This is a genomic window from Caldibacillus thermoamylovorans, from assembly GCF_000751775.1.
Taxonomy (GTDB): domain Bacteria; phylum Bacillota; class Bacilli; order Bacillales; family Caldibacillaceae; genus Caldifermentibacillus; species Caldifermentibacillus hisashii.
The window spans coordinates 13527-39556 of the sequence record NZ_CCRF01000098.1 but is presented as its reverse complement, the minus strand read 5'-3'; the positions used below and the strand labels follow the sequence as shown (position 1 = coordinate 39556).

The window sequence follows — 26030 nt, the reverse complement described above, 5'->3', positions numbered from 1 at the left end:
TTATGAACAAGCTATTTACGGGTCTAAAAAAGATTACGTAAGAATATATTTTTAAAAAATTAAAGCCCTTTCATTAAAATTATTCGCCTTATTTTACCAACTGATCACGAATCGTTGGTAATTACAGAATATGACTTACAGGTAGGTGGAAATGGTGAGTTTTAATGAAATTATGTCACTGGTTATGCCTTCTCTCGTTGCATTACTGTTTTATTCGAAATTATCCGGAAAAACTTTGAATTTGTTTGAAGCGGTTACCCATTTTGCATTATTTTCCCTTATTACCAATTGTGTAATGTATGGAATATTGATTTATTTTTTCAACACTGATTCCTTTATTTATACAAGTTTATTTACATTTAAATATACTTTGATGGCTTTGGTTATTTCCCTTTTACTTGTTGTCTCTTACCGATTTATTGAATTAAATGTGAAGCTGAAATTGCAAGTGGAGCGGGAAAATGGATAATAAACGTCATTTGAAAAAGGGAATATTAGCCATAGTCATCATTGTAATCGCTTCAGTTATATTATCTTTTTCCTTGTATATTAGAAATTATTTTTCTGATCAAACGGTAGATGAAATGGTATTTTATCTTTTTAATGGGGTGGGAGGTACATCAAAAGATGTAATATTAACAGGCATAAAAAAAAGCTTGTTCCCGTTTTTCATGATTTTATTGGCTTTACTACTTCCAATATGTCGGTTCAAAGATCGAATCAACATGATAGAAATGAATGTTAACCGTAAAAAGTTATATTTTTCAATTTTTCCAAATAAAACTCTATATAAATATCGTTTTTCCTATTCGGTTATTGTTTTGGTATTATCCCTGTTTGCCGGTTATCACTTAATTGGTGTCAAACAATATGTTGCTAGTTTAACAGATTACTCGACATTTATAGAAGAAAACTATGCAGGTGGGGCAGATGTCAACTTAACTTTTCCTGAACAAAAGAGAAATTTGATCATTTTATATATGGAATCGATGGAAAACTCATTTATATCAAAAGAAAATGGTGGCGGTTGGGAGTACTCAGTTGTTCCGGAATTAGAAAATTTAGCCTTGAAACATATTAACTTTTCGAACACCGAGAAAATAGGTGGAGCCTATCAAGTAGAAGGGACCGGGTGGACAGTAGCCGGAATTGTTTCGACGACTACCGGACTGCCTTTAAAAATTCCCATTAATGGAAATGAATATACATCCTCAGACCAATTCTTGGCCGGGGCATATGCATTAGGTGATGTGCTGAAAGAGGCCGGGTATAATTTGGAGTTTATGGCAGGATCCGATGCAAATTTTGGCGGTCGAAGCAATTATTTTAAAAAACATGGGGACTATAAAATTTTTGATGTAAATACGGCCATCGAACAAGGGAAGATGGATGAAAGTGACCGCGTTTGGTGGGGCTTTGACGACACACATCTATTTACTTGGGCAAAAGAGGAAATTATCGAATTGGCAGAGCAAGGTGAACCTTTCAATTTTACTTTTTTGACGGCAAATACGCATTTTCAGGACGGATATTTAGAAGAAGGGGCAGAAGAAATATACGGAACGCAATATGAAAATGTGTATGCTTATTCATCCAAACAAGTTGCCGAATTTATCGAGTGGTTACAACAACAGCCGTTTTATGATAATACCACTTTAGTCATATTAGGTGACCATTTAAGTATGCAAAGATCCGAAATTTTTTGAGGAACATTTATCGGATGAATATGAACGGACTATCTATAATGTGTTCATTAATTCTGTGGCCACTCCTCTTCAAGAAAAAAATAGAACATTTACTTCTCTTGATGTGTATCCGACGATTTTAGCAAGTATCGGTGTGCAAATTGAAGGTGAACGGCTGGGTTTAGGAACCAATCTATTTTCCGGAGAAAAAACATTGACAGAAGAACATAAATTTAATTTTGTAAATGAGGAGCTGGCAAAAAATTCCAATTTTTATAACAGTAATATATTAAGGGATGATTATTTGTATTTGTTAGAACAAACTGAGGAGACTAACCAAGAGAGCTAAATAATCGTAAACGTCTTGGTTAAATATAAAATGGGAATCCAAATGTCGTGTTTTCGACTTCAGGATTCCCAAAAATTTTGCCGCCAATTTTAATTTTGATCGGAACTAATATTGTCATTACTGTCATCATTAATCGCTGTTTTACTGTTATCCAATTCCAAATGATTAACCAGCAGCTGTTTCGTCTCTTCTAAAGATTCCTCGTCCAATTTGTAATAATATGTTTTTCCTGGTTTATAGTCGGATCCTTTTAATGTCAGTGATTCAATCGCCAAATTTTTATCATTAAGTCCATAGGAAGCTAAACCACGCATTTCCCCAAATGTCATATTAGTTTTCATATTATTTCCAACTGCTTCGATGACATCATCATATTTAGTAATTGAACCTACAGAAACAGCCTTTTTAATGATAGCCTTAATAATTTCCTGCTGACGTTTCCCTCTTTCGATATCGTTGTCCAATTTCCTGGTTCGAGCGAGAGCAAGTGCCTCTTCACCATTTAATTTTTGAACACCGGGTTTAAGAAAAATTAATGATTTTTCTTTGGAATCGAGTTCGGCAAATTCATACGGAACATCAACCGTTATACCGCCTAATGCGTCGACAATTTCGATGAATGCCTCGAAATTGATACTAACGTAATAGTCAATCGGTACTTCTAATAAATTTTCTACCGTTTCGATTGTTGCTTTGGCTCCACCCTTTGAATGGGCGTGGTTAATTTTTGTTTTTTCACCAATTGCAGGCACATAAACATAGGTATCCCTTGGAATACTTAATAACTTTACACTATTTTCATGCTTGTTTAAAGTTGCCAACATTAATGTATCAGATAAATTATTCCCTCTCTCTTTTCTTGCCTCACTTGAGTCTACACCGATAATAAGAATAGAAATATTATCTTTTGTTGGATCGACAATTTTTTCCCGTAAATCAGATTTATCTCTACCAATATCCTCAAAGGAGTCGGAAATAGCCGAATGTGCTTTCCAGTATAAAAACCCTCCGTATGATAATATTGATACAAGTATGATTAAGAAAGGTAATAAAATAACTAGTCGCTTTCGTTTTTTTCTTTTTGTTTTTCGGTATAACCGTGTATTTCCTTTATTATCCATATAAATTCCCCTTATTTTAAACAATATTAAATTCTATTTTAAGACTTACTTCATATTTTACCAAAAACCATAAAAAAGAAAACGCTTATTTGTAAGGGAATATGGATTTAAACTGAAAAAGTCGAAATTACAACTCTGCCAGATTTGGAAAAAATAAATTCCTAAAATTTTTGGCGAAAAAGTGTATAATTAATCGTAAATTGTCAAAAAAATAGTATCCAATCAGACCAAATTTTGATAAATTAATAATAGCTTAACAGATGAATTGTCAAAATATTTTTTTGCCTTATTAAAAGAAGATAGCCGGATTGAAGAATATAAGTGCTTTCGGGGTATTCTCAATTTTGTGTGGTAGTATAACATAGATAGTTTATTTAAGGGGGCTTGACATGGAGCCTCGGCGGGTGTGGTTCTCCTGCCGAGAAGCCAGATGTCACAACATCGGCACCGCCAAACAAGGCTACCATACACGCTACTCCATATAAAGCCCCAAAACCTATAAACCCATTGATAAGTGCGATGAACCAGCTTTCGTAGATAAACTGTAAAAAAGGATGATGATAAATGGTACAAGAAACTAGAGTGAAAACAAAAAAGCATAAAAGAAAATTACGGAAATGGCCTAAAATAGTAGGTACTCTACTGTTAATAATGATTATAAGTGTAGTAGGTTATGTATACAGTATTTATGGACATGCAAAGGAAACGGTCGATAAAAAGATGTCAAAGAATATTGAATCGATTGATACATCTGAAGTAAAGGAAAAACTGGATAGTAATGAATTGTTAAATATTTTATTGCTTGGTGTTGATGAACGTGCGGAAGACGGCGGGCGTTCTGATTCCATCATGGTCCTTTCATTAAATCCGAAGCAAGAGAAAACTACAATTGTAAGTATTCCCCGGGATACATTAGCTAAGATTGCCGGAAAAGGGATCGAAACGAAAATTAACCACGCTTATGCATATGGTGGAGTAGATATGTCTGTGGCGACAGTTGAAAACCTTCTTGATATCGATCTTGACTATTATGTTGAATTGAACATGGAAGGACTGGCGGATTTAATTGATGCCATAGGCGGTGTTACTGTAAATAATGAACTAGAATGGGTGGACGAAGGTTTTTATAAACCGGGATACCACTGGAAAGAAGGGGAGATTAAACTGGACGGAGCTAAGGCACTCGGTTACGTCCGAATGCGGCATCTTGATCCACAAGGTGACTTTGGTCGGACAGAGCGTCAACGGAAAGTTATTAATGCCATCATTGATAAAGGGAAAAGTATGGGAACTGTAACCAAATTAAATGATGTGATTGATGTTCTGGGTGATAATTTGCAAACCAACATGAGTTTTAACGATATGAAATCACTTTTATTGGGCTATATGGATGTAACGAAAAATATAGAAAGCTATATGCTCCAAGGAGAAAACGCAAAAATCAAAGGTGTTTATTATTATGAAATACCGGATAAAGAATTAGAAAAAGTTCATGATATGTTGCTTGGTGTTGATACGGCAGATACTGCAGCGTTATCTGATAGCACTGTAGATGATACTAAATAAGGATTTTAAGTGTGGACTACACTTTTGTGTGGTCCTTATTAATATTGAGGTAATCATGCAAAACACCTTTAGAGTCTTTTAATCCATATTTCGCATTTGAACATGATCAACAAAATAATGTTTGTTTAGAGCACAGCCAACAAATCTTTTTATGTATTCCAATTGCATAAAACTTAAACGTTGTGAAGAAGATATATCAATCTACTTAGCTTTTAGGTCTAAATATGATTATTAATTTTCAATATCCTAACTATGTCCGGAATATAAGTTTTAAGATGAAATTGGATTGTGGACAACTATTTCCCAAGAAACCCCCATTTATGTTATAACAGGTTGATGATTCATTCCATTCTTTTTTTAGAATATAAAGCTGCTTTTGGTTTTCCTCTTATCGAATTGCTGTAAAGGTTTCAAGATTTGGGTGCATATTTCTACGATATTTCTTCAACTTTTTGAGGTTTCCAAACGGATATATTGATAAGACTAGAACCAACGACATACCTGGAAAAGACGGATAGCTTGGCTTCACGCCTATAGGGATCGTCTAGAAGGATGGCTTGTGTGAACCAGTTTAAAAGGGTTATAGGTCACCACTTTACTAATGCCAGTAAGCTCATTTTTGAGAAACGAGTGTTAGTTATTTTAGACAACTGCTTAGCCCCTCCTTTAACTTGTCAATCCGGTTTTCGACATTGGCTCGTTGATTATAGTCACACAATAACTGCAATGGCTTTTTCTCAGATGAATAAAAGGATGAAAATATTAGCGGTGGCCAAATGACCATCTACTGTCGCAAACCGAATATCTAAGGCCGTTCACTCAAAATTACCCAGAACTAGGTTGATTGAAGATAGCTGACTACCTTTTTTAACCGATCTTTTTTCTGGAACTTAAATGTATTTCCCAGTCTATGTATGACAGCAGGATTAGTAAAACCGCCTGAATCCCTTCTATGATGTATTCTGGTGGTAACATACCTTCTATTTTTTAACAAAGGAAAGTTCCTTCATACCATTATTATTCCTAGGAGACAGTGAGACTAGAGGTTTCCTTCATAATGAGATATCTGATCAGTTTGTAGGGCATTCATATGAGAAGCCGATAATGCCTAGAAGGGTATTGTCAATCAGAAAATCCACTAATTCATGCCTCTGATAGAACTATTGTTATCCCGTTCCACGTTTAGATGGGATTGAATCAACCCAGGCAGATAGATGGATTGCTTGAACTCCTCAAGAAATTGGAAGTTCACTTCTTCCGTGACCGAATGATTATCAAATGTAATAGGGTGCAGCTTTTTGGAAATCTTTTTTTTTATTAAGAAGGTATAAATTTCTAGTAAGGATGCGAATTCGACATAGTGAGAAATTTTAAGGATTAAATTAAGTATGAGCGCAACTACGAAGCTGCTGTTGCCTAAAGCTTGAACAATCGGTTTTCCTTTAGTTTTCGCCAATGTTCCCCAGATATTCGTTTTGGCACTAACTACACAATTTGTGGTCTAGTTTTTCTGATTTATGTGCTATCATAGAGTCAAGACACTCCTCACTTTGGCTTTGGTTAGCACAGTAACCATACGACAAGAGATGTAAGTGGAAATTCATATTTATCAAGTTTAAAGAAAAGATGTTAGTTAATAACAAAAAAACCCTTGTTTAATTCAAGGGTGATTTGAAAATCTAGTAGTAAATTTGGAGAGAACAAAACAGTAGAATACGTATAAAATTGTTTCTGCTTAGTAATTAAATGTTGGACTCATCATATCCAGACTTATCCTTAGAATTGTTAAAATAACCTATACAGCTTAATAAAATAAGAATTGGTGTTACACTAACGATATAGCGAGAACGTGCTTCCCAAAGAATAAAGAATAGGAAAAAACCAATAACTGATAACATGCCAAAAGTATAAAATTCATTTCTATCTTTAAATGTTTTTATTGAAAAAATAACTAATCCAATTAATATGAATAGATGCTGGATTCGAGCATAGCCCTGAACAACAAGGTGTTTAAATCCAGTTGTCAGTCTTGTGAAATTATCAGGATTGAAGGGTGTTCTCATCAATTTATTTAAGGAAAAATATGTCCCGTCAGCCCAAGTGTGTCTAATTTTCTTTATATTATAGTTGATGCTTCCTAATACACCACGTTCTTTAAAGCGTGCTTCTATCTCCTTCAAATGGTATTTTTTCACCTCATCTTTAGGATGTTTACTAAGGAGATCTTCAGTTAAGTCTACATCTTCATATGTCCATTTCCCAAAATTTGTTCTATTTTGTCCCATCATAATCCAATGGGTAAATGGATAACTATTCTTTTCTACAACTTCTTTATCAATAATACCTGATTGAAAAACTGTAAAATGAAACCCAGAATTAATCAGAAAGACAATCACAAGAGGAATCAAAAAGAACACTCTCTTCCATTTTTTTAAAAAAAGCAGGAGTACAACACTTAGTGCAATGGAAAAAACAATTAGTGACCCTTTTATTAAATATCCAAAGGCAAACAAAATAGATGCACTGACAATCGGCAGCCATTCCTTTTTCATGTTACCATCTCTATTAATTAGTATATTTAGAGGTAAGACTAAAAAAATTAGTGATATCGTATCTGAATAAACGATAGGCGAATAAAACATATATGGGAAAAAGAATATGCTAAGAAGTAAACTAAAAATGCCAACTTTCCTCCCTAAAAGTTTCGTAGCAATCCGATAAATGAAAAATTGGCTGACTGTAATGATAGCCACATTAAAAAATTCATACAACATAAGAGAAGGGAAAAGAATTTTACCTATTGCGTAAATAATTAAGATTAAAAGCCAGTTATTCGGAAAAAGGGTAGAATATCTACCAAGATGACCGGTTGAAAGAAGGGTTTCAGCCTCAATAATAATATTTCCAAAGTCCCATGTGTATGGACTTGTACTGAATAATATAATAATGATAAGTTGAATAATGATACTTATAAGTAGTAATGATAACACTAAATAGGTCTTATCAAATTTGCTAATTATATTTAAAATCAAGGATCGGTATCTGTAAAAAAGATAGATAAAAACTATACTCATTAATAATGTGATTGTTATAAAACCTTTTGGTGGATACTGGTTCACTGGTTCAAACCCTGCATAATTAAACATATTTAGAATTACCAGGAAAATGGATATTCCACTAAAGATGATAAATATAGTTTTTACAAGAAACTGATTCAACTTTGACTCCATTCTTTTTAACCTCCTATATCAAAACACCATTCATTATAGCATTTTTTTGATATAAATACAGTTATTGGTCAAATTTTTTTTACTAAAAAGGAAGATTTTACCATCCGATTCTTTTAATATAAATCAGCAAGTTAAAATTATTGAGCGTTTATTTTTCGGTTAGATAAAAAAACTATTTTTAGGCACAATGAAAACAAGGAGGGAATATTATGCATATTAAACGTTTTATAACTTTAACAGCAATACTTGCAATACTCTTGGTATTAGAGCCTATTACTAGTTTAACAACCTCTTCAGTAAAAGCAAGATTTGATCCTTTTCAACTCTCCATCATCCATACCAACGACACACATGCTAATCTTGATAAAATTGCTAACCGCGTAACTGGAGTCAAAATGCTTAGAGAAAAAAATCCGGATGCCCTCCTGCTCGATGCCGGGGATGTATTCCAAGGGACCCTCTACTTCAATGCCTTCAAGGGGCAAGCAGATTTAGAATTCATGAACCTGATGGGGTATGACGCGATGACATTTGGCAATCATGAATTTGATCTTGGTTCTACAAAAGAAGGTCATCTAGCATTGGTCGACTTCATTAAAGCGGCAAAATTCCCGTTCGTCAGTGCCAATGTCAATTTTTCCGCTGACAAAAAGTTTACCAGCATTTACAGCGACCTTATATCAAACGAACCGAAAGCCGGGCAAATTTACAATGGCATCGTCAAAGAAATCAACGGAGAAAAAATAGGGATTTTCGGCCTTACTACTGAAGAAACAAAGGATATTTCAAGTCCAGGGTCAATTACCTTTAAAAATTATATTACTGTTGCCAAAAAAACAGTAAAGGCGTTTGAAAAAATGGGTGTTAACAAAATCATTGCCCTTTCCCACCTTGGTTATGATGACAAAGCCTCTATCGACAATGACCTCATGCTTGCCGCAAAAGTAAACGGAATTGATGTGATCGTTGGCGGACACAGCCATACTAAGTTATCGAAACCGGTGATTGTCGAACGGGATGATCATGGTGCTGAAAAAGATCCGACTGTCATTGTACAAGCAGGGGCCAACAACATGAACATTGGCACCCTTGATGTACAGTTTGATAAAAAAGGTGTGGTTACAGAAGCGGATGGAAAATTACTATCCGTTTCCGACTTCCAACCGGATCCCGAAGCGGCTAAACAATTAAAAAAATATACTGAAATAATAAAAGAAGTGGCTGAAAAAGAAATTGGGGTCACGCTTGAAAATGACCTTGAAAACCCACGACTTGGTGATGGCACCGGTTCAAAAATCAGCGTCCGTAACAGCGAGACCGTTCTCGGCAACCTGATTACAGACGGTATGCTAGCAACAGCTAAAAAGTACAACAAAAATGTCGTTATGGCTATTCAAAACGGTGGTGGAATCCGCGCTGGTATCCCGTCCGGTCCGGTCACAGTCGGCGAGGTCATCAAGGTACTTCCATTTAGTAATACATTGACTATTCTGGAAGTGACCGGAGCGGATTTAAAACAAGCGCTAGAAATTAGCTTAAAAAAATACCCGAGGGAAAGCAGTCGATTTTTGCACATTGCCGGCGGGAAAATTGAATTTGATTCTACAAAAAATGCCGGGGAGCGGATTGTGAATGTATTCGTTAAAAATTCAAACGGTAGCTATGACCAAGTAAAAGATGAACAGACCTACTCGATTGTCACAAATACCTTCCTCGCAAAGGGTGCAGAAGGCTATCAGATGTTCGAAAAATCGTATGCAGCGGGGAAGGTTACCGATCTAGGCATCCTTGAATGGCAAAATTTTCGCGATTATCTGGTGGGACTTAAAAAAATTCCTACTGCAATTGAAGGGCGGATTGTGGATGTAGCCGGGCAAAAGTAATATTGAGAAGGTGGGCCACACTAAATTTATGGAAGCGGACCATAACCCCCCTAGGATTATGCGGAAGCGGACCATAAATGTTTAGGTGGTCCACCCCAAGATTATCGATGGGGCAATAAACGATTGGCCCACCCATTTCCGACATGATACAACCTTCTCACTAATTTATGGGTGGGGCCACCTGAACTCCTACAAAAATTGTCAAAATATGCGACCCCTTTTTTTCCAAAACCAGCAACCACAAGCGCCTAAGCCAAATTCAAACAAACGATTATTTGAACAATCGAGTAAGAATTAAACTCATTGCATTCATGTACATTGAAAATAAAAAATCCTCACATAAAAGTTAGGTTTCGCGGACAAAACGGCGACCAAGCAGCAGGAACTGTCCAATAGAACGGCGCTCATGGACAAAATGAGGAGGCAATCAGGAAAATTGTCCAATAGAAGGGTTCTCGTGGACAAAATGAGGAGGCAATCAGGAAAATTGTCCAATAGAAGGGTTCTCATGGACAAAATGAGGAGGCAATCAGGAAAAATTGTCCAATAGAAGAGTTCTCATGGACAAAATGAGGAGGCAATCAGGAAAAATTGTCCAATAGAGCGCCTCTCGAGGACAAAATGGAGGCTCAATCAGGAAAAACTGTCCAATAGAACGGCTCTCGTGGACAAAATCAGGGGTCAATTAGTAAAAACTGTCCAATAGAACGGTTCTCGTGGACAAAATAAGAAGTCAATCAGCAAAAACTGTCCAATAGAACGGTTCTCATGGACAAAATGAGGAGGCAATCAGGAAAAATTGTCCAATAGAGCGCCTCTCGAGGACAAAATGGAGGCTCAATCAGGAAAAACTGTCCAATAGAACGGTTCTCGTGGACAAAATCAGGGGTCAATTAGTAAGAACTGTCCAATAAAGCGGCTCTCGTGGACAAAATCAGGGGTCAATTAGTAAGAACTGTCCAATAGAACGGCTCTCGTGGACAAAATCAGGGGTCAATTAGTAAAAACTGTCCAATAGAACGGTTCTCGTGGACAAAATGGGGAGTCTATCAGCAAAAACTGTCCAATAAAGCGGCTCTCATGGACAAAACCGTGAGTCAACCATCGAGAACTGTCCACGAGAACGCCTCTCACGGTTGGTTAAATCATAATCTAATTAGATGTTAATATTTGAACACTTGAATCCTGTGTGTCCGTAAGCAATTAATTAAATGATAAGTGGGTAGAAATAGCCTCATCTTTCAAGATAGGATGACAATTCATTTTAGCCATTAGATTAAAAGAATGTCGAAATTTGTAAATTTGTACACTCTCCCCTTTTTGTGTCCGGCTGCGACGTCAAATTCATTACGTATTTTTTTGTTTGTTTATACATTCGCTCGCAAAACCTAAAGTTGCTTATCCATTCTGCGTTATCTTCCATCTAGTTGTTTTCGGTAGGTACTTTCCAGACCGACATCTGCTGAAATAAATAAAAGGTCTCCGGCATAAATCACGGTATCACCATGTGGAACAATTTCTTTTTCACCTCGTTTAATCAGAACTAAAAGGGTTTCACTTGGCCAAGGGCAATCTTTTACTCTTTTACCGACTAGCGAAGTATTCGTCACTGCGACCGGGTAAACAAAAGTTGTATAGCGACCTTTCTTATGACCAATCTGTCCGCCTAATAATTTTTGGAGAAGGCCATCATAAACAGGGATGACGCCCATCATATCGGCAAACACATAGGCAGAGAGAGAAACGATTGCAATAGGCATTAATACTTCTAAATTTCCTACCATTTCCGAAACTAATATGATTCCGGTTAATGGAGCTTTGCAGATTGCAGTAAAATAGCCGGCCATTGCATAGACGATAAAACAACGGATTAGTTCATCGTCCACTCCGAAATATATGTGAATCAATTGACCAAATAATGCACCCAAGGAAGCACCAATCGTTAGTAAAGGAAGAAAAATTCCCCCTGGCAGACCACTTCCATAGGAAATCATGGAAAAAACAAAGCGCAAAACCAAGATTAGCACCAACATTCCTAAAGAAAAATACGTATGACTGAGCCCTATAATGACTTCAGCACCGCCGCCTAAAAGATCAGGAACAAAGTACCCAATTGGGATGATTAATAGAAACGGGATAAGTCCGTACATATGGTTTGGAAGAAATCGAATATGTTGATACCATTCCGATATATGGAACAACACTTTTTGATATAGATAGCCGAAAACCGCCAAGAGTCCCCCTAAGGCAATGAGCCAGAGATAACTTTGTAGTGGGAAAGTTGGTAGTTCCCCTAAATAGAGAACAGGCGTCATGCCAAAAATATTTAAGGAGACAAAGTTTGACGTAATCGAAGCGGCAAAACATGTGACCAGTAACGTCGAGCTGAAATGATGATGAATCTCTTCTAATCCGAATAACAGTCCGGCTACCGGAGCGTTAAATGCAGCAGAAAGACCGGCACTGGCACCACTTGTAATCAAAATTTTTTCATCCGTTTTATTTCCATGTGTATATTCATTGACACCTTGTCCGACTGTAGCCCCTAATTGAATCGAAGGACCTTCCCGACCAAGAAATGCACCGGAACCGATGGAGAGGATCCCACCAACAAACTTTTTCCATAGAACTGATTTCCAGTTTAGTTCAATGACTCCTTGAATTTGTCCTTTCACTTGAGGAATACCGCTGCCTTTAATATTCGGCTCGCTCCTCAATAACCAGCTGAGGAAAAGGGTTGCCAAAATGATACAGATGATTGCATAAAAGAACAAAGCAGGATGTTCATGGGTACGTTCAAAAAAAGTCTTGACATAATTAATTGATTGTTGAATGGACAGGCGAAAAATACTAACAACGTATCCTGCCAAAATTCCAACCAATCCACCTCGTATAACGTATCCAATCGGGTTCAACGGTATTGACCAGATTGAAATTTTGTCTTTCATTTTCTGTCAACTCCAAATACGAGAACTAAGAGGTAGCACGCTAAGATAGAAAGCAAATTTCACTAAAAAAAGGATACTCCTTGGTAGAATGATAAGAATCAAAACCAAGAAAAGAGTACCCCTATGTAACAGAATATCACAGAATACCTAAATTTAAAACTGCTTAAGCAAATGGAGAGGCCATTGAAAAAGTGCAAAATAATCTAACTAAATACCATACCAAGATGTTATTCACGGTCAATAATACTATAATTGTTGGCATGGACTTATTACGAATAGCTTGACTCAACCCAAATTAATTTTCCAATTGAAATCTAGTGCTTTTTGCGTTAAAGTAGCAAATTTAACTTTTAAAAAAAATCATGATCACGGCTCACAATCATGAATGATCACAGAAAAGGATTCTTTTCTCACTTTTTTAGTACATCATGATAAAGCCCGAAAAGCTTGGCAGACCAAAAGTTAAACTAAGTTTTTGATTTTCTGTGAATAATTTGATTAAAGACTCAATCATAGTTATTCAAAATAAACCCATTTATTCTTTCCGGATTTTTTAAGATTTTTCTCAAGTATCCGGTTGATTCTTTTTTTGCTCGGAACTACCTTACACCACTCATGTACTAAATTTGTCGTGATTTTTCGATCCGGAAATAGTAGCTTGATCTCTTCTACACTTCGTAAGACAGCAGTTTCAACTAATTCTTTATGCCCACAATCGAGACAAAGACAATGTTTTCCCCTATCCACTGCGACTGCAATCTTATTACATTTTTCACAGATTATACCTTTCCTCAAATTCCCATAATCATAGGTAGGGAGCTTTATGAAAGGTTCTTTACTAACTTGTGAGTTAATTAATTGATCGGCCAACAATTTGTGTTTACTTGTCAACTTGCCTGTATGGCTATCAAGTTGTTCAAAATATCGATCAAGTTGAGAGTGAAAAATAAATGGCATGTTCATCGGTGCTTGATACAGTGTGAACCTTGGATTAACAAACACAATATTTACAACGATAGGGAAACTAAATCCGTGATCCTTCACCCATCTGCGAAAACGATTTTCTGTCCTCTTTATTTGATCAACGGGATTAGAAATTTCAAGATTTGGTTTTATAAATAATTTTTCCTCCTCAAAATAATGGTCACCCTCATTGTTTTTAATATCAAAAACCTGCAATGAATTAGGGAAAATAATTAAGGAATCAATCTGAAACGTAGAATGGTTTGCTTCAAGTAGCAAATCATTTAAAATGAGGCAGTTGCTCTGGAGTTGCCTAGTAATAGAATCAAAAAAAAGTTCCCCCTCATACCCCTTTTCTAAATTCCTGTAATATTGTCTGTCACTTTCTGCTAGATCAGCACGAGCAATAAGAATTCTCATTACTTGCAATTCCAATGGCTCAGTTCGTACCTTATACTCCATGTTCCACTTCCTTTTAATTGTTTTTTCAGAATTATTATAGAACAAAACTATAAAATAATCCATACGAAACTTTTAAAAAGGTTTTTCTTGTAAGGTGCGAACGGGAAGTACGTGTTGCTCCGTAGTAAGACTTTTAGGGAAATTTAATAGAAAACACTAATTGAGTGATAGGAAAATAAGCTGTCCAATAAAAAAGGATCCGGGCGGCGCTCATGGACAAAATAAGGAGTCGACCAGTGGAAACTGTCCAATAGAACGGCTCTCGCGGACAAAATGGAGGCTCAATCAGGTGAAACTGTCCAATAGAGCGGCTCTCGCGGACAAAATGGAGCCTCAACTAGGTGAAACTGTCCAATAGAGCGGCTCTCGCGGACAAAATGGAGGCTCAATCAGGAAAAACTGTCCAATAGAACGGCTCTCGTGGACAAAATCAGGGGTCAATTAGTAAAAACTGTCCAATAGAACGGTTCTCGTGGACAAAATGAGGAGCCAACCAGTAAAAATTGTCCAATAGAACGGCTCTCATGGACAAAATGGGCTGCCGACCAGCAAAAATTGTCCAATAGCCGGGCGCTATTGGACAAAATAGACGTCCACCAGTAAAAACTGTCCAATAGAATCGAACCAAGCCAGAGCCTCATGGACTGAATATGTCTTAACTCAATTGAAATTGTTTACCACCTCACAATCGTACACAAAACATGAAAATATCTCCCCCGAATGAATACACTCAAAAACAAACAATCACAAGACCAACCCATACCCAAGATAAGTAAGCCAGCTATGACTTCGGAATTGGCTATCCATAATTTGCAATTGAACAAAAATTAGTAGTTGAACAAATAGAAACCAAAAAATGTCGAATCACGCACGCCCAATTTCCCCAACCCTAGAAAAGCCAAGACTTCAACACGTTTTCAAACAAACAATTGTTTGAAAAAACTGTCGAATGACCACAAATAAACACAAGCAGGCACTCAAAGCTTTACAGCAGAAACAAAAATAAGCACAACAGATTCTCCCCTCTATTGTGCTTATAAAGTTAGTTCGAGTTCACTGCCTCTTGCTGCCTCTTGCTGCCTCTCACTGCCGCTAGATCCCTGCCGATGCCGTCAATAAACATCGCCGAATCCATAACAATCTTATTTCGCTACAAAATAATTCATAATCGCCTCGGCCCACAATTGATGTCCGGTCCCACTCGGCATGTTGTCATCTGTTAAGTATTGTAAAATCTCGTCACTCGTATAATCCGGCCAATTTGTCCAGTGATCAAAATAAGGCAGACCCTTCTCTTCGGCAAATGCTTTTAATTGCTCAACTTGCCGCGGGTAATTGACGGCCGCATAAATTGGGTGTGGCGGCTGCAAAATAATTTGCACATCAGGATTCCCACTAACCAACAAATCAACAATCGCTCCGACATTTGCAAGAGATTGGTCAATGCTGATCTCCCCATTATCTTCTAATGTGAAACCTTCCAAAAAGACGATATCATAACCCGCACTCGCAACTTCCTCAGCTAAACTACTGGTAAGGAAACCTGAAGATCCGCCATCATATTGATAAGTGACAACATCCACGAATGAAGTTCCGTAAGCGGTCTCCAATTGTTTCTCGACCATATCACTCCATCCACCGGCCCCTTTTCCTAAAGCTGACGTACCGACAAAGGCAATCTCCAATTTTTTACCGTCATCATAGGCTGCAAGAAAAGCTTTTTGAACGCCTTTAGGTAAATTTGCCGTCATCGATTCAATTTCTGTTCGCCGAGCGTCAGACTTTTTCACGGTGCCACCTGACTTGCCTCCATGCCCAATAACACCGGCCTCGGCATAATTTACAACTTGTTCTTGTTTTTCATTCCAAAACACTCCACCCGAACTTGATCCTTTTTGTCTTTTTTGCCAACGACGGTATCGATTTCCCAGTGTCCAAATTCTTGCCGTTGTTCAACTTCTGCTGGTTCCTTACGCTAACAGAAAGTAAAACTCGTAAAGAACTCATATTCAGAGCTGACGGTAAGAACAGCCAAGCTATCAATACCATCATCAAACAACTGCGCCATAAATATGGCACTTCATTTCATCAAATTTTGAAAACCATTACCTCAGATAATGGTTCTGAATTTGCGGAGCTAAGCCTATCCGTCCAAGATGAGAAGACAACCGTTTATTTCACACATCCCTATTGCTCTAGTGAAAGAGGGACAAACGAGAGACATAACGGTCTCATTCGACGTTTTATTCCAAAAGGAAAAGCCATTTCTTCTGATTTCTTCTGTATCCGATGTGACCATTACCTATGCAGAAAACTGGTGTAACAGCCTACCTCGGAGGATTCTGGGTTATAAGACTCCAGAAGAATGTTTCCAGGAAGAACTTTCCCGTTTGGCTTCTTCATAATCTGAATAACGGCTTTAGCAACTTGACATGGAGCCTCCAGCAGGCATGATTCCCAGCCAGGAAGCCAGCTAATAGGGAGCTGACTGTGCCTACAAGGCTATCATGCCTGCCCCTCCATGTAAAGTTGCCCATTTAATAGTCCAGTAACACTAAATAAAGCTTAGATCCTTAATCTAACACGGTTTAACAAGTATTTCAAAAAGCGTTGCATTTAATATTTCAATTTAAGGAAAAAAAGTGTACAAAAAAACTGCTTTTGATACGCTGTAATTTTTGTCTCACTCTAAGTGGATTGACAGCACTAAGATTCTACCGAAATAGGTATAAAAACCCATTTCTTATGACCTGTGTAATCGCATCTGTTAATTGTTGGATTTTCTCCTAATTCCTTTAATATGGAAAAGGAGAAGTTTATGTGTGTATTTATATGTGGTAACCTTAGTTGGAACCATAGATACCCTCTTTGTAAGTGGCCATTAGTTAATCATCATTGGGATTCAATGGTGATTTTTTTCGCTGTATCTCATTATATAACCTTGCCTTAAAGATTTTTTGGCTTGTCCACCTAGTTTATTCTTCATTGCTCGACAAGGAAACTTTCAAATAAAGATTAATTAAAAAAATCAAATAAAACCAAAAAAATAGTAAAAAGGATATATTTGAAAAGGTTTATATTGAAATTAGTGCTATATTATGCCATACTATTTATATGAATTATAGAAAGGAGGTGACACATTGAAAAATGCGTTTATCTTTTTACTATCTGCTACAATCGTATTTAGTACACCTTCTTATACTAAAGCGGAGGAGTTAACAAAGCAATCCATTATATCGGAAAATGACGAGTATACGGTACAAGCTGAAGTAATAGATGGAATTGTTTCTGATACTTCTATATTGGAAACGGATTCATTCGTGAATGATCCAAACACAGAAGCAATCGAACCAAAAGGAGATTTCCTCCATCAAACTCCTAATCCTGAAGAAAATGAAGAATCCACTAAAGTTTTTGATACTTTAGAGGATCAGGCTAATACCGAAGAAGGCGAATTACATATGGATACCTCAGGAGAAATTGATGCGGAAGATGAATCGCAATTATTAGAGGATCCTGAATCTACAGATATTCAATCTTCATCAATAGAAGAGGACGCTGTAGAAACAAATGAAACGGAATTACCGGTAGATGATGAAGAGGACGTTGTAGTAGCTGATGTAGAAAATGAAGCAATTGTAGTATCTAATGTAGAAAATGAAGAAATCCAAAATGAAACAATTGAAGACGTTTCTGAGGGGGAAGACGTTCAAGAAGTTTCTTCGACTAATACCTCTGTTGAGGAAGAACCCGCCCCTGTTGGTGTGCCAAAAAATAGGGCATTGTTCAGACCACTCCTTAGTTTAAAATTGCTAGGTTTAAATATAAACTTACTAGGTTACGAGGTACGGGAAGATGGGCATATCATACCAAATCTACTTAATATAAATGTCGGATCAAAATGGGGCTTATTGGGTCTTGGTCTTGGTCTACCTGCAGTTGGTAATCTTAACTTGGATGTCTTGTCATTCAATAAGAATAAGACAGAGTCCGGTTCAACAAAAACATCAGGGGGTCTACTTGGATTAGGACTTACAGAGTCGAAACTGTTGGGCGATGTTAATATTGGTCTTGCTTCTGGTCAGAAAGAAGAGAAAGATGATCAAAAAGATGTTTCAGGCAGTTTAGCTTCCATTGATTTAAACAATAAGATTGGTCAAACCCATGTTGGTGTTGTAGAATTTAGGCAATCTGAAAGGCCAACTTATATAGAGACAAATGTGGGTTTGTTGAACGCCGATCTTAAAAGTAATCATTTAGGAGAAGCCCATCTTGGGGTTGGAGAGTTCCATCAGAAGGAAACAGAAGATGAAATCATTACTTCAGGCAGTCTCGTCACTGTGGAAACAGAAAATATACCAATTGTGGGCGATTTGAATGTTGGACTTGGCAAATTTGATTCAATGGAAAATAAACAAAAGCCAAACAATCCAAATCCTGGAGACAACAACACAAATCCTGGGGGCAACAGTACAAAACCTGAAGACAATAACACAAATCCTGGAAACAACAACAATCCAAAGCCTGGTAATAATAATCCAAATCCTGGAAACAACAATAGTCCAATACCTGGTGGACAAAATGGAAATCTAGGAGAAAACAATAACAATCAATCGCCTAATGTTGTAGATACCGATGGACAACCAAAACAAAATAATACTGATAAGAATAACGACATAAAAGGTCCTGGACTAGTGAATCCGAATATTGGCTACTCGGAATCAGAGCCTTCTGATCTAGATGAACAACAGATAAAAATAGATAAAGAACCTGAAAGTTTAGTAACACTAATGAATTTAGACAGTGAAGACTCGGTTTACAAATATTTGCATGAATTGGTTGATGCTGGAAACAAAGTTGTCATGAATGACCAGGTTCATCCAATGGGGAATGAACCAGATAATACGAAAGAAAATGGAAGATCAGGTTCAGATATAATGACAGTTTTCAATCAGTCAGTTCCGACAAATTCCGGTTCTTCTAGTTCGAGTACATCGGGATCATCTAATGGTAATAGTGGTGGTGGACAAGCTGGGTTTTATGCATTTTTACAAAATGGTATAATACCTGAAGTTTTGTCAAAAGCTGAAGTTTTAGACTCGTCTTATGTGTATAAGGATCAGTGGATAGGAGATTTATTAGGGAAACCACCCGCAGTATCCTTCTTCTTAATCAACAAATAAAATTAAGAAGAAGGAGAGAAAAAAGGTGAATAAAAAAACTGTTATTCAATCATTAAAAGCGATTGCATTTACCGGAACACTTATGTTTGGTATTTTCACCATGGATAACCTAGCAAGTGCAAGTACGGAAATTAAATCAACTGATCCAACAAGCGAAAATGTGATAACTACTAGTGAGGAAGTTGAGTCAAATGCTACTGTAAATGAAGAAGTGACAACATTAAGTGCAGAGGCATTGCCTGCTGCTTTCAATGAACAAGCAGTTAAGACGAATGTAGAAACTGATACTACAGTAGGAGCGGCACAACAAAAATCGATTATTCCGAAAAATCCACCGGTAATGACCGGTAAACCAGATGAAAAGGTAGGAAATGTTAATAAAGAAAATAGTGGTTCCCTTATTAGCATCGGCATTGGTGGAGGTTTAGTTGAGTCAATAGTTGGTAAAGTTGATCTAAATATCATTGGTGGAAGTAAAGTAGAAACTGATGAAGGAAAGAAAACAACTGGTGGCTTAGTTCAAGGAGATATCACAAATTCTCCCATACTTGGCGATACACATCTCGGCGTTGCTGAAGGAACAAAAATCGAAACAGATGATTATAACTATACGCACGGTGGTTTAGTTGTTGCTGATATTGATGATTCCATTGTTGGTGACGCTCATGTAGGTGTCATTGAAAAGGAAAAAGTTGAAACCGATGAGTACGAATGGAGTCATGGTGGTTTAGTAATTGTTGAAACGGAAAATACACCTATTCTTGGAAACATAGATACAGGAATTTTGGAAAATGAAAAATTTAAAGTTAAAAACTCAGATGGAAATAACGAACAACCGGGTGACACCGAACAACCGGGTGACACCGAAGAACCAGGTGATAACGAAGAACCAGGTGATAACGAACAACCGGGTGACACCGAACAACCAGGTGATAACGAACAACCGGGTGACACCGAAGAACCAGGTGATAACGAAGAACCAGGTGATAACGAAGAACCAGGTGACACCGAAGAACCAGGTGATAACGAACAACCGGGTGACACCGAACAACCAGGTGATAACGAAGAACCAAGTGACACCGAACAACCAGGTGATAACGAAGAACCAGGTGACACCGAACAACCAGGTGATAATGATAATCCGTGTTATAATGAACAACCAGTTCATAACAATAACGGAAATAATCAAGGAAAAACACCAGTTACAACAAAACCGGTAAACAATACAAATGATTTGAAAAACAGTGTACAAGATAAAGCTAAACAGTATCCTGCTGTTGAAGTTTTGCCAACAACTGGATCAATGATGGATTCTACATTATTAGTAATTACTTCCTTAATCATGATTGGTCTAGGTATGGCACTTAGAAAATTAAAAGTAGAACGTATTTAAAAATATTAACTAAACAATTTTGTAATTTTGAAAAAATATATATGCATGCATAATTTGGAGGGCGGCCACCCTCCTTTTTTTTAAGAGGTGTGTTAAAAATGAAGAGAATTGGAAATATTTTTGTTATTGTGGGGGTTGTGTTAATTGTCTTTGTGGCCTATACAAAATTGAAGACATATTTAGAACAACAAAAATTATTTAAAGAATATACTTCATTGAATTTTATTGAAGAAGAAAATGAAGAAACACTAGAAGGGGATGATTTAGAAGAGGCAAAAAATGGTTCTGTGATCGGTATCTTGGAAATCCCAAAGATTGATTTAAAAACACCGATTGTTGAAGGAGCAGGAGAAGAAAATATAAAATATGCAGTTGGACATTTACCATCGAGCAGTTCTGTTGGAAACATAGGAAAGAAAAATGAGAACTTCGCCATAGCGGGCCATCGCTCGTATACGTATGGGAAATTCTTTAACAGATTGGATGAATTGGAAAAGGGAAACAAAATTATTATAAAGGTAAGAAATGAGGAGCTGACCTATAAAGTATTTGATAAAAAAATTGTTAAACCGACAGATGTGGATGTCGTTAAACCAGTGAAAGGGAAGTCAATGGTAACTTTAATTACCTGTCATCCACCATATTCAAACGAATCAAGATTAATTATATTTTCTGAATTAGCATTTCAAAAAGTTTTAGAATAGAAAAGCATGCCTTAATCTTGAATATAAAATTAAATTCAATAATACTTCATCTAAATTTTTGACGAGTTATAACATTATTTAGATAAAATGATCCCCCTTTCATATATGCAGTTTAAGGATCTTTCGATTCTTGTTAAAGTTTGCACATTGTGTGCTCGTTAATGGAAAAATCTCCTAGCTCAAAAAAGACATAATATATGGGTGAAGGAATTGACACAATGGCAAGATTCCACATTCTTTGGTTAGATGAACGATTAGTAGTGATAATTTATAGAAATTACATCACTAGTATTGCATTAATTTAAATTAACTATTAAAAATACCCAAAATCTCCAATTTTATTATTCAAACAAAGAAAAAGTCCTTTATAATGGGAGCTTTTTGCGATGTACTGATTTTCTAGATTAGATTAAAAAAAATTTACTCTAAAAATTTACCACATTTTCATTTTTAGGTATGATTTTCTATGCTTTTCCTGCCTTTAATGGTTTGTGTGTCTATTTTTTTACAAAAAAGGGCATACGAATCCTATTGTCTTATCCACATTTTTTGCTTGTGGATATCTTTTTTACTTTTACTTATTCACATGTGGATAATTTTTTTATACAGCACAAACAAGACTCCTCATATTTTGTGCTTGTTTTTCTTTTATTCTACCTAGAGCCATGGCTAACATCACACAAAGAGCTAATCCGCATCGTACGGTCATTTTCTTTATCCCCCGTATCGTATGAATTTCGAAACCAAACACCTTATCAATACGGCTATTTACTCTTTCAACAGCCGTTCTTTTGTTGTATTCTCTTTTCCACTTGTAGCTGGCACGGTCAATTGGCGTAAATATTCTCCGGTCTTCTGAAAGCGGGATTCGAATGCCATTTAGAACGGCATAGTCTTGTACTCTATCTGTATATTTTTTGAATGTTCAATATATAAATCCAACCTAATGAACCCTTGATAGGATTAGCTTTTTACAGGCAACCGTAATCTAACAAGATTTTAAAAAAATTTTATGCATTTGACTTTACAATTTAGCGACTTTTTTAAACTTTTCAGTTCAGTTTTTGTTATTTTTTCTGCTGCTAATGTGACAAATCCGAGTTCCTGTGCCATTCGTGTTTCCATTAGAATATTTATATCCGTTGCAGTAATAGCATCAAATGATATGGGCGCGTACCTATTTTATGAGATATAAAGGTCCCTTCTTTTGTTCTTCTTTCAATCACTCCTAATGTTTCGAGTGAAATTAGCGCTTCCCTCAAAACGGAGCGACTAACATTAAGCATCTCCACCAGTTCAAGCTCAGATGGTAATTTATCTCCAGGTTTAAGTTTACCTGTCGTTAAGAGAGTAATAATTTCATCCACAACCATATCTGATAACGTTTTCCTTTTAATTGATTTAAGCTTTAGTGGATATTCCATATATCTATTTCTCCCACATCCTTGCAGTAATTGTACGATTTAACAAAATTATATTACACTAAATAATATTCTGTTAACTATATTTGTTATTTTGTCTGACAAATAAAAATAAAATTTGCATACTCCAATTAAAAAAACACTGGGGCTCACAAACATGATTTGGGCGGGACTTTATCTATTTAAACGGAAGTTTTAGAAAACAAAGTTTAAGTACTTGTCTTCCTACGCTTTAATATTGTTGATTAATACTATAAACTATTTATCAATCCTTTCGATAAATATATTAGTTTTTAAAAGAATTTAAATTTATATATTGACATTTATTCAAATTTTTATAAAAATGGAGTTATAGCCTAGTGCATACGGTAAGAATCATTTGTGACTTCATCATAAATGTCCCTTAGCGTAGATGGGTAAAAGGCTGGTGATACGATGTTTAATAATGAAACCATTTTTATTATCGGTGATGCAAAGGCTGCGGCTAATAATCCGATTACGCAAAAATATAATGCCTTTTATATCGGATTGGTTGTTGATCGGGATAGTGGGGAAATCATTGATGCTGATTGTTCTGCAACACTTGATTTGACAAAGCAATTTATTAAAAGTTTACTAATTGGCAAATCTATTCTCGATATCGAAATAATAACATCAGACTTCGAAAAACGTTATTTTGGTTCGTCACAAAAGGCATTTATTGTTGCTTTTCGAAATGCTCATTTAAAATATTTAAAATTCGTTAATGCTGCTTCTTCTGTTAAATAATACGCAGATGAAACCCAGCAAATAGGTCACACACTTACCTATTTGCTGGGTTTTTTATATTTATAAATTATAAGGGGGTAGAGAAAATTGATTCAAAATGGTGTGCTTTATTTAGGAGTATTACTTTTTTTAACAGCCATTGTAGCCTATGCCGAAAAGAAATGGAAGGACTCCAAGCTTTTTAAATATATACCTGGTATTGTCCTGATTTACATTTTCGGTGCTGTTTTACAAACGGCTGGTGTCTTTGCAGATAGTGCTTCGAATGATGCCGTATATACAGGTGTCAAAGATTTATTACTACCTGCTATGCTAATTCTCATGCTATTGCATTGTGACTTACGAAAAATCATTAAAATGGGGCCTAAAATTCTTTTAACCTTCTTTTTTGCATCCTTAACCATTATTGTTGGTTTTGTAATCACGTATTCATTGCTAAAAGGCTTTTATGCCGAAGATACATGGAAAGCATTCGCTGCTCTTAGTGGGAGCTGGACAGGTGGCTCAGCTAATATGGTTGCCTTACAGGACATTTTAGACGTGCCAGAAAACATTTTTGGTTACGCCTTAATAATGGATACGATTAACTATTCGATCTGGGTAATGTTTATGTTTTGGCTTGTTCCCCATGCGGCACGTTTTAATCGTTGGACAGATGCTAAAGGTGTAGATGTTCCAAGTGAGATAGAAGTAGCTGTAGCAGATGAAAAAGAGAAGGGGAAAATTGGTTTCAATGAGATGATGGTACTCGTTGGTGGGAGTATCTTTTTATCCGCAGTTTGTTGGGAAATTGGTGGAAATCTGCCAGCAATCGGTGCTGTTTTTAATACAACAACTTGGGCAGTTATTATTGCATCGATTATTGGTTTAGTTTTAGCTGTAACACCAGTTGCTAAAATTCCTGGATCGAGTGAAATATCAAGAGTTATGCTTTATGTCATTATTGCTTTAATCGCATCCCATGCCGATTTCTCACAAATTTTCCAAGCGCCAATTTATATTCTATCTGGATTTATGATTTTACTCATCCATGCTTTAGCTATGCTACTAGTTGCGAAACTATTTAAACTTGACTTATTCACGATGGGTGTAGCTTCCTTAGCCAATGTTGGTGGTATGGCATCTGCACCAGTTTTAGCAGGGGCTTATCATCAGTCACTAGTACCTGTTGGCGTATTGATGGCGTTATTAGGAAACTTACTCGGAACCTATTATGGAATACTAACAGCTTACTTATTATCAGGACTATAACAGAAAGAAGGTTTTTAAGTGAAAATTCGTGAAGCACATTTTTTTACTGAACATACGCCTTTAAAAAAACCATTTAAAACTGCTGTTCGTACAGCAACAAAAATTAATAGTATTACAGTAAAAATTACGCTTGAAAATGGGACGACTGGATACGGTACCGCTGTCGCAACTGAAGCGGTTACTGGCGACTCCCTTCAAGGAATCAATAGTATTTTAGACAATATACTCTTTCCAAGCATTATTGGTAATGACATAGAAAATATTGGAGTTAATGAAAAAATCATTCAAACTAGTTGCGTAGGAAATACAAGTGCAAAGGCAGCTTTAAGTATGGCTCTATATGATGCCTACGCAAAACAGCTAAATGTCCCACTCTATCAAATATTTGGTGGTAAAGTGAATACACTTGTGAATGACATGACCATTAGTATTAACGAACCATCAGAAATGGTCCAAGATGCAAAAAAAGCCGTCGCACAAGGCTTCACAACGTTAAAGATTAAAGTGGGCATCAATGGACAGAAGGATATAGAACGAATTCAGTCCATCTATGATGAATTAGGTAACGACATTATATTACGGATTGATGCCAATCAAGGTTGGAATGCAAAGGAAGCTGTAAAAATTATTGGCGAGTTTGAAAAGCGAAACTTCCCGATTGAATTCATCGAACAGCCTGTACCCCAACATGATATCCAAGGGTTAAAGTTTGTTCGTGACAGGGTTAACATTCCGATTATGGCCGATGAAAGTGTTTACTCCGCTAAGGATGCAATTGAAATTGTCAAGCTGCAGGCAGCGGATCTCATTAATATTAAACTAATGAAAGCCGGCAGTCTCTCTGAAGCGTATAAGATTGCTAGTATAGCAGAAACCGCTGGAATTGAGTGTATGCTTGGTGCCATGATGGAATCAACATTGTCTGTTTTAGCAGCAGCCCATCTAGCAGCTGCTCATCCAAATATTACAAAAATTGATCTGGACCCACCGTTATGGCTCAATGACAACCAAGCCAACTTATATTTTCAAAATTCGAAAATTCAGTTGCCGGAAGTTGCGGGAATTGGTTTGAACCCCGTTTCTTTATAAAAATAAAAGATGAG

17 protein-coding genes and 1 pseudogene are annotated in these 26030 nt (G+C 36.5%); 12 read left to right on the top strand and 6 right to left on the bottom strand.

Annotated elements, in window-relative coordinates:
• The first annotated feature begins 154 nt into the window (after positions 1 to 154).
• From BT1A1_RS15930 to BT1A1_RS18285, 3 genes are read left to right on the top strand one after another with little or no spacing between them, the layout of a single operon-like run.
• On the top strand, positions 155 to 469 hold the full coding sequence (locus tag BT1A1_RS15930) for a hypothetical protein (RefSeq protein ID WP_034773111.1): 315 nt from the start codon (positions 155 to 157) through the stop codon (positions 467 to 469).
• Positions 462 to 1706, top strand: a complete 1245-nt coding sequence (locus BT1A1_RS15925; RefSeq protein WP_051989196.1) for an LTA synthase family protein — start codon at positions 462 to 464, stop codon at positions 1704 to 1706. The genes BT1A1_RS15930 and BT1A1_RS15925 overlap by 8 nt, the downstream gene beginning before the upstream one ends.
• 40 nt (positions 1707 to 1746) lie before the next feature.
• Positions 1747 to 2034, top strand: coding sequence for a hypothetical protein (locus BT1A1_RS18285; protein ID WP_156103277.1), 288 nt, complete (start codon positions 1747 to 1749; stop codon positions 2032 to 2034).
• An 89-nt stretch (positions 2035 to 2123) separates the two neighbouring features.
• On the opposite strand, the gene BT1A1_RS15920 is transcribed toward BT1A1_RS18285, so the two are convergent.
• Complete coding sequence (locus BT1A1_RS15920) at positions 2124 to 3155, bottom strand: LCP family protein (RefSeq protein ID WP_034773110.1); 1032 nt, start codon at positions 3153 to 3155, stop codon at positions 2124 to 2126.
• Between the two features lie 564 nt (positions 3156 to 3719).
• Between BT1A1_RS15920 and BT1A1_RS15915 the strand changes: the two genes are divergently transcribed.
• On the top strand, positions 3720 to 4721 hold the full coding sequence (locus BT1A1_RS15915) for an LCP family glycopolymer transferase (protein ID WP_051989194.1): 1002 nt from the start codon (positions 3720 to 3722) through the stop codon (positions 4719 to 4721).
• A 1742-nt stretch (positions 4722 to 6463) separates the two neighbouring features.
• Here the strand turns inward: BT1A1_RS15915 and BT1A1_RS15900 are convergent.
• Entirely contained in the window at positions 6464 to 7951 is a 1488-nt protein-coding gene (locus BT1A1_RS15900; protein WP_034773107.1) for a glycosyltransferase family protein, read from the bottom strand.
• A 209-nt stretch (positions 7952 to 8160) separates the two neighbouring features.
• Here BT1A1_RS15900 and BT1A1_RS15895 point away from each other — a divergent pair, with 209 nt between their 5' ends.
• Positions 8161 to 9834 carry a bifunctional metallophosphatase/5'-nucleotidase gene (locus BT1A1_RS15895; RefSeq protein WP_051989193.1) on the top strand — a complete coding sequence of 558 codons (1674 nt, stop codon included), beginning with the start codon at positions 8161 to 8163 and terminating at the stop codon, positions 9832 to 9834.
• Positions 9835 to 11246: 1412 nt separating this feature from the next.
• On the opposite strand, the gene BT1A1_RS15890 is transcribed toward BT1A1_RS15895, so the two are convergent.
• The 3 genes from BT1A1_RS15890 to BT1A1_RS15875 all read right to left on the bottom strand — a co-directional run bounded on the left by BT1A1_RS15890 (position 11247) and on the right by BT1A1_RS15875 (position 16081).
• The gene (locus BT1A1_RS15890) at positions 11247 to 12782 is read right to left on the bottom strand and encodes a ClC family H(+)/Cl(-) exchange transporter (protein ID WP_034773106.1); all 1536 of its coding nucleotides are present in this window, start codon (positions 12780 to 12782) and stop codon (positions 11247 to 11249) included.
• 516 nt (positions 12783 to 13298) lie between these two features.
• Positions 13299 to 14207, bottom strand: a complete 909-nt coding sequence (locus BT1A1_RS15885; protein WP_034773105.1) for a nuclease-related domain-containing protein — start codon at positions 14205 to 14207, stop codon at positions 13299 to 13301.
• 1142 nt (positions 14208 to 15349) lie between these two features.
• Entirely contained in the window at positions 15350 to 16081 is a 732-nt protein-coding gene (locus tag BT1A1_RS15875; RefSeq protein WP_051989192.1) for an SGNH/GDSL hydrolase family protein, read from the bottom strand.
• A gap of 95 nt (positions 16082 to 16176) precedes the next feature.
• Here BT1A1_RS15875 and BT1A1_RS18875 point away from each other — a divergent pair.
• The 4 genes and pseudogenes from BT1A1_RS18875 to BT1A1_RS15860 form a co-directional block, all read left to right on the top strand.
• Positions 16177 to 16612: pseudogene (locus BT1A1_RS18875) on the top strand (IS30 family transposase); the annotation flags it as partial.
• A 735-nt stretch (positions 16613 to 17347) separates the two neighbouring features.
• Positions 17348 to 19390, top strand: a complete 2043-nt coding sequence (locus BT1A1_RS15870) for a hypothetical protein (protein WP_034773103.1) — start codon at positions 17348 to 17350, stop codon at positions 19388 to 19390.
• A gap of 25 nt (positions 19391 to 19415) precedes the next feature.
• Entirely contained in the window at positions 19416 to 20783 is a 1368-nt protein-coding gene (locus BT1A1_RS15865) for a hypothetical protein (protein ID WP_034773102.1), read from the top strand.
• A gap of 98 nt (positions 20784 to 20881) precedes the next feature.
• Positions 20882 to 21487: a class D sortase gene (locus BT1A1_RS15860; RefSeq protein WP_051989191.1), complete on the top strand. Its 606-nt coding sequence runs from the start codon at positions 20882 to 20884 to the stop codon at positions 21485 to 21487.
• 1133 nt (positions 21488 to 22620) lie between these two features.
• Here BT1A1_RS15860 and BT1A1_RS15855 read toward each other — a convergent pair.
• Positions 22621 to 22911: a FadR/GntR family transcriptional regulator gene (locus tag BT1A1_RS15855; protein ID WP_051989190.1), complete on the bottom strand. Its 291-nt coding sequence runs from the start codon at positions 22909 to 22911 to the stop codon at positions 22621 to 22623.
• A gap of 432 nt (positions 22912 to 23343) precedes the next feature.
• On the opposite strand from BT1A1_RS15855, the gene BT1A1_RS15850 reads away from it, so the two are divergent.
• From BT1A1_RS15850 to BT1A1_RS15840, 3 genes are all read left to right on the top strand, one after another.
• Positions 23344 to 23676, top strand: coding sequence for a DUF3870 domain-containing protein (locus BT1A1_RS15850; protein ID WP_034773101.1), 333 nt, complete (start codon positions 23344 to 23346; stop codon positions 23674 to 23676).
• Between the two features lie 87 nt (positions 23677 to 23763).
• Entirely contained in the window at positions 23764 to 24927 is a 1164-nt protein-coding gene (locus BT1A1_RS15845) for a DUF819 family protein (RefSeq protein ID WP_034773099.1), read from the top strand.
• 18 nt (positions 24928 to 24945) lie between these two features.
• Entirely contained in the window at positions 24946 to 26016 is a 1071-nt protein-coding gene (locus BT1A1_RS15840) for a dipeptide epimerase (protein ID WP_034773098.1), read from the top strand.
• The last annotated feature ends 14 nt before the right edge of the window (positions 26017 to 26030 follow it).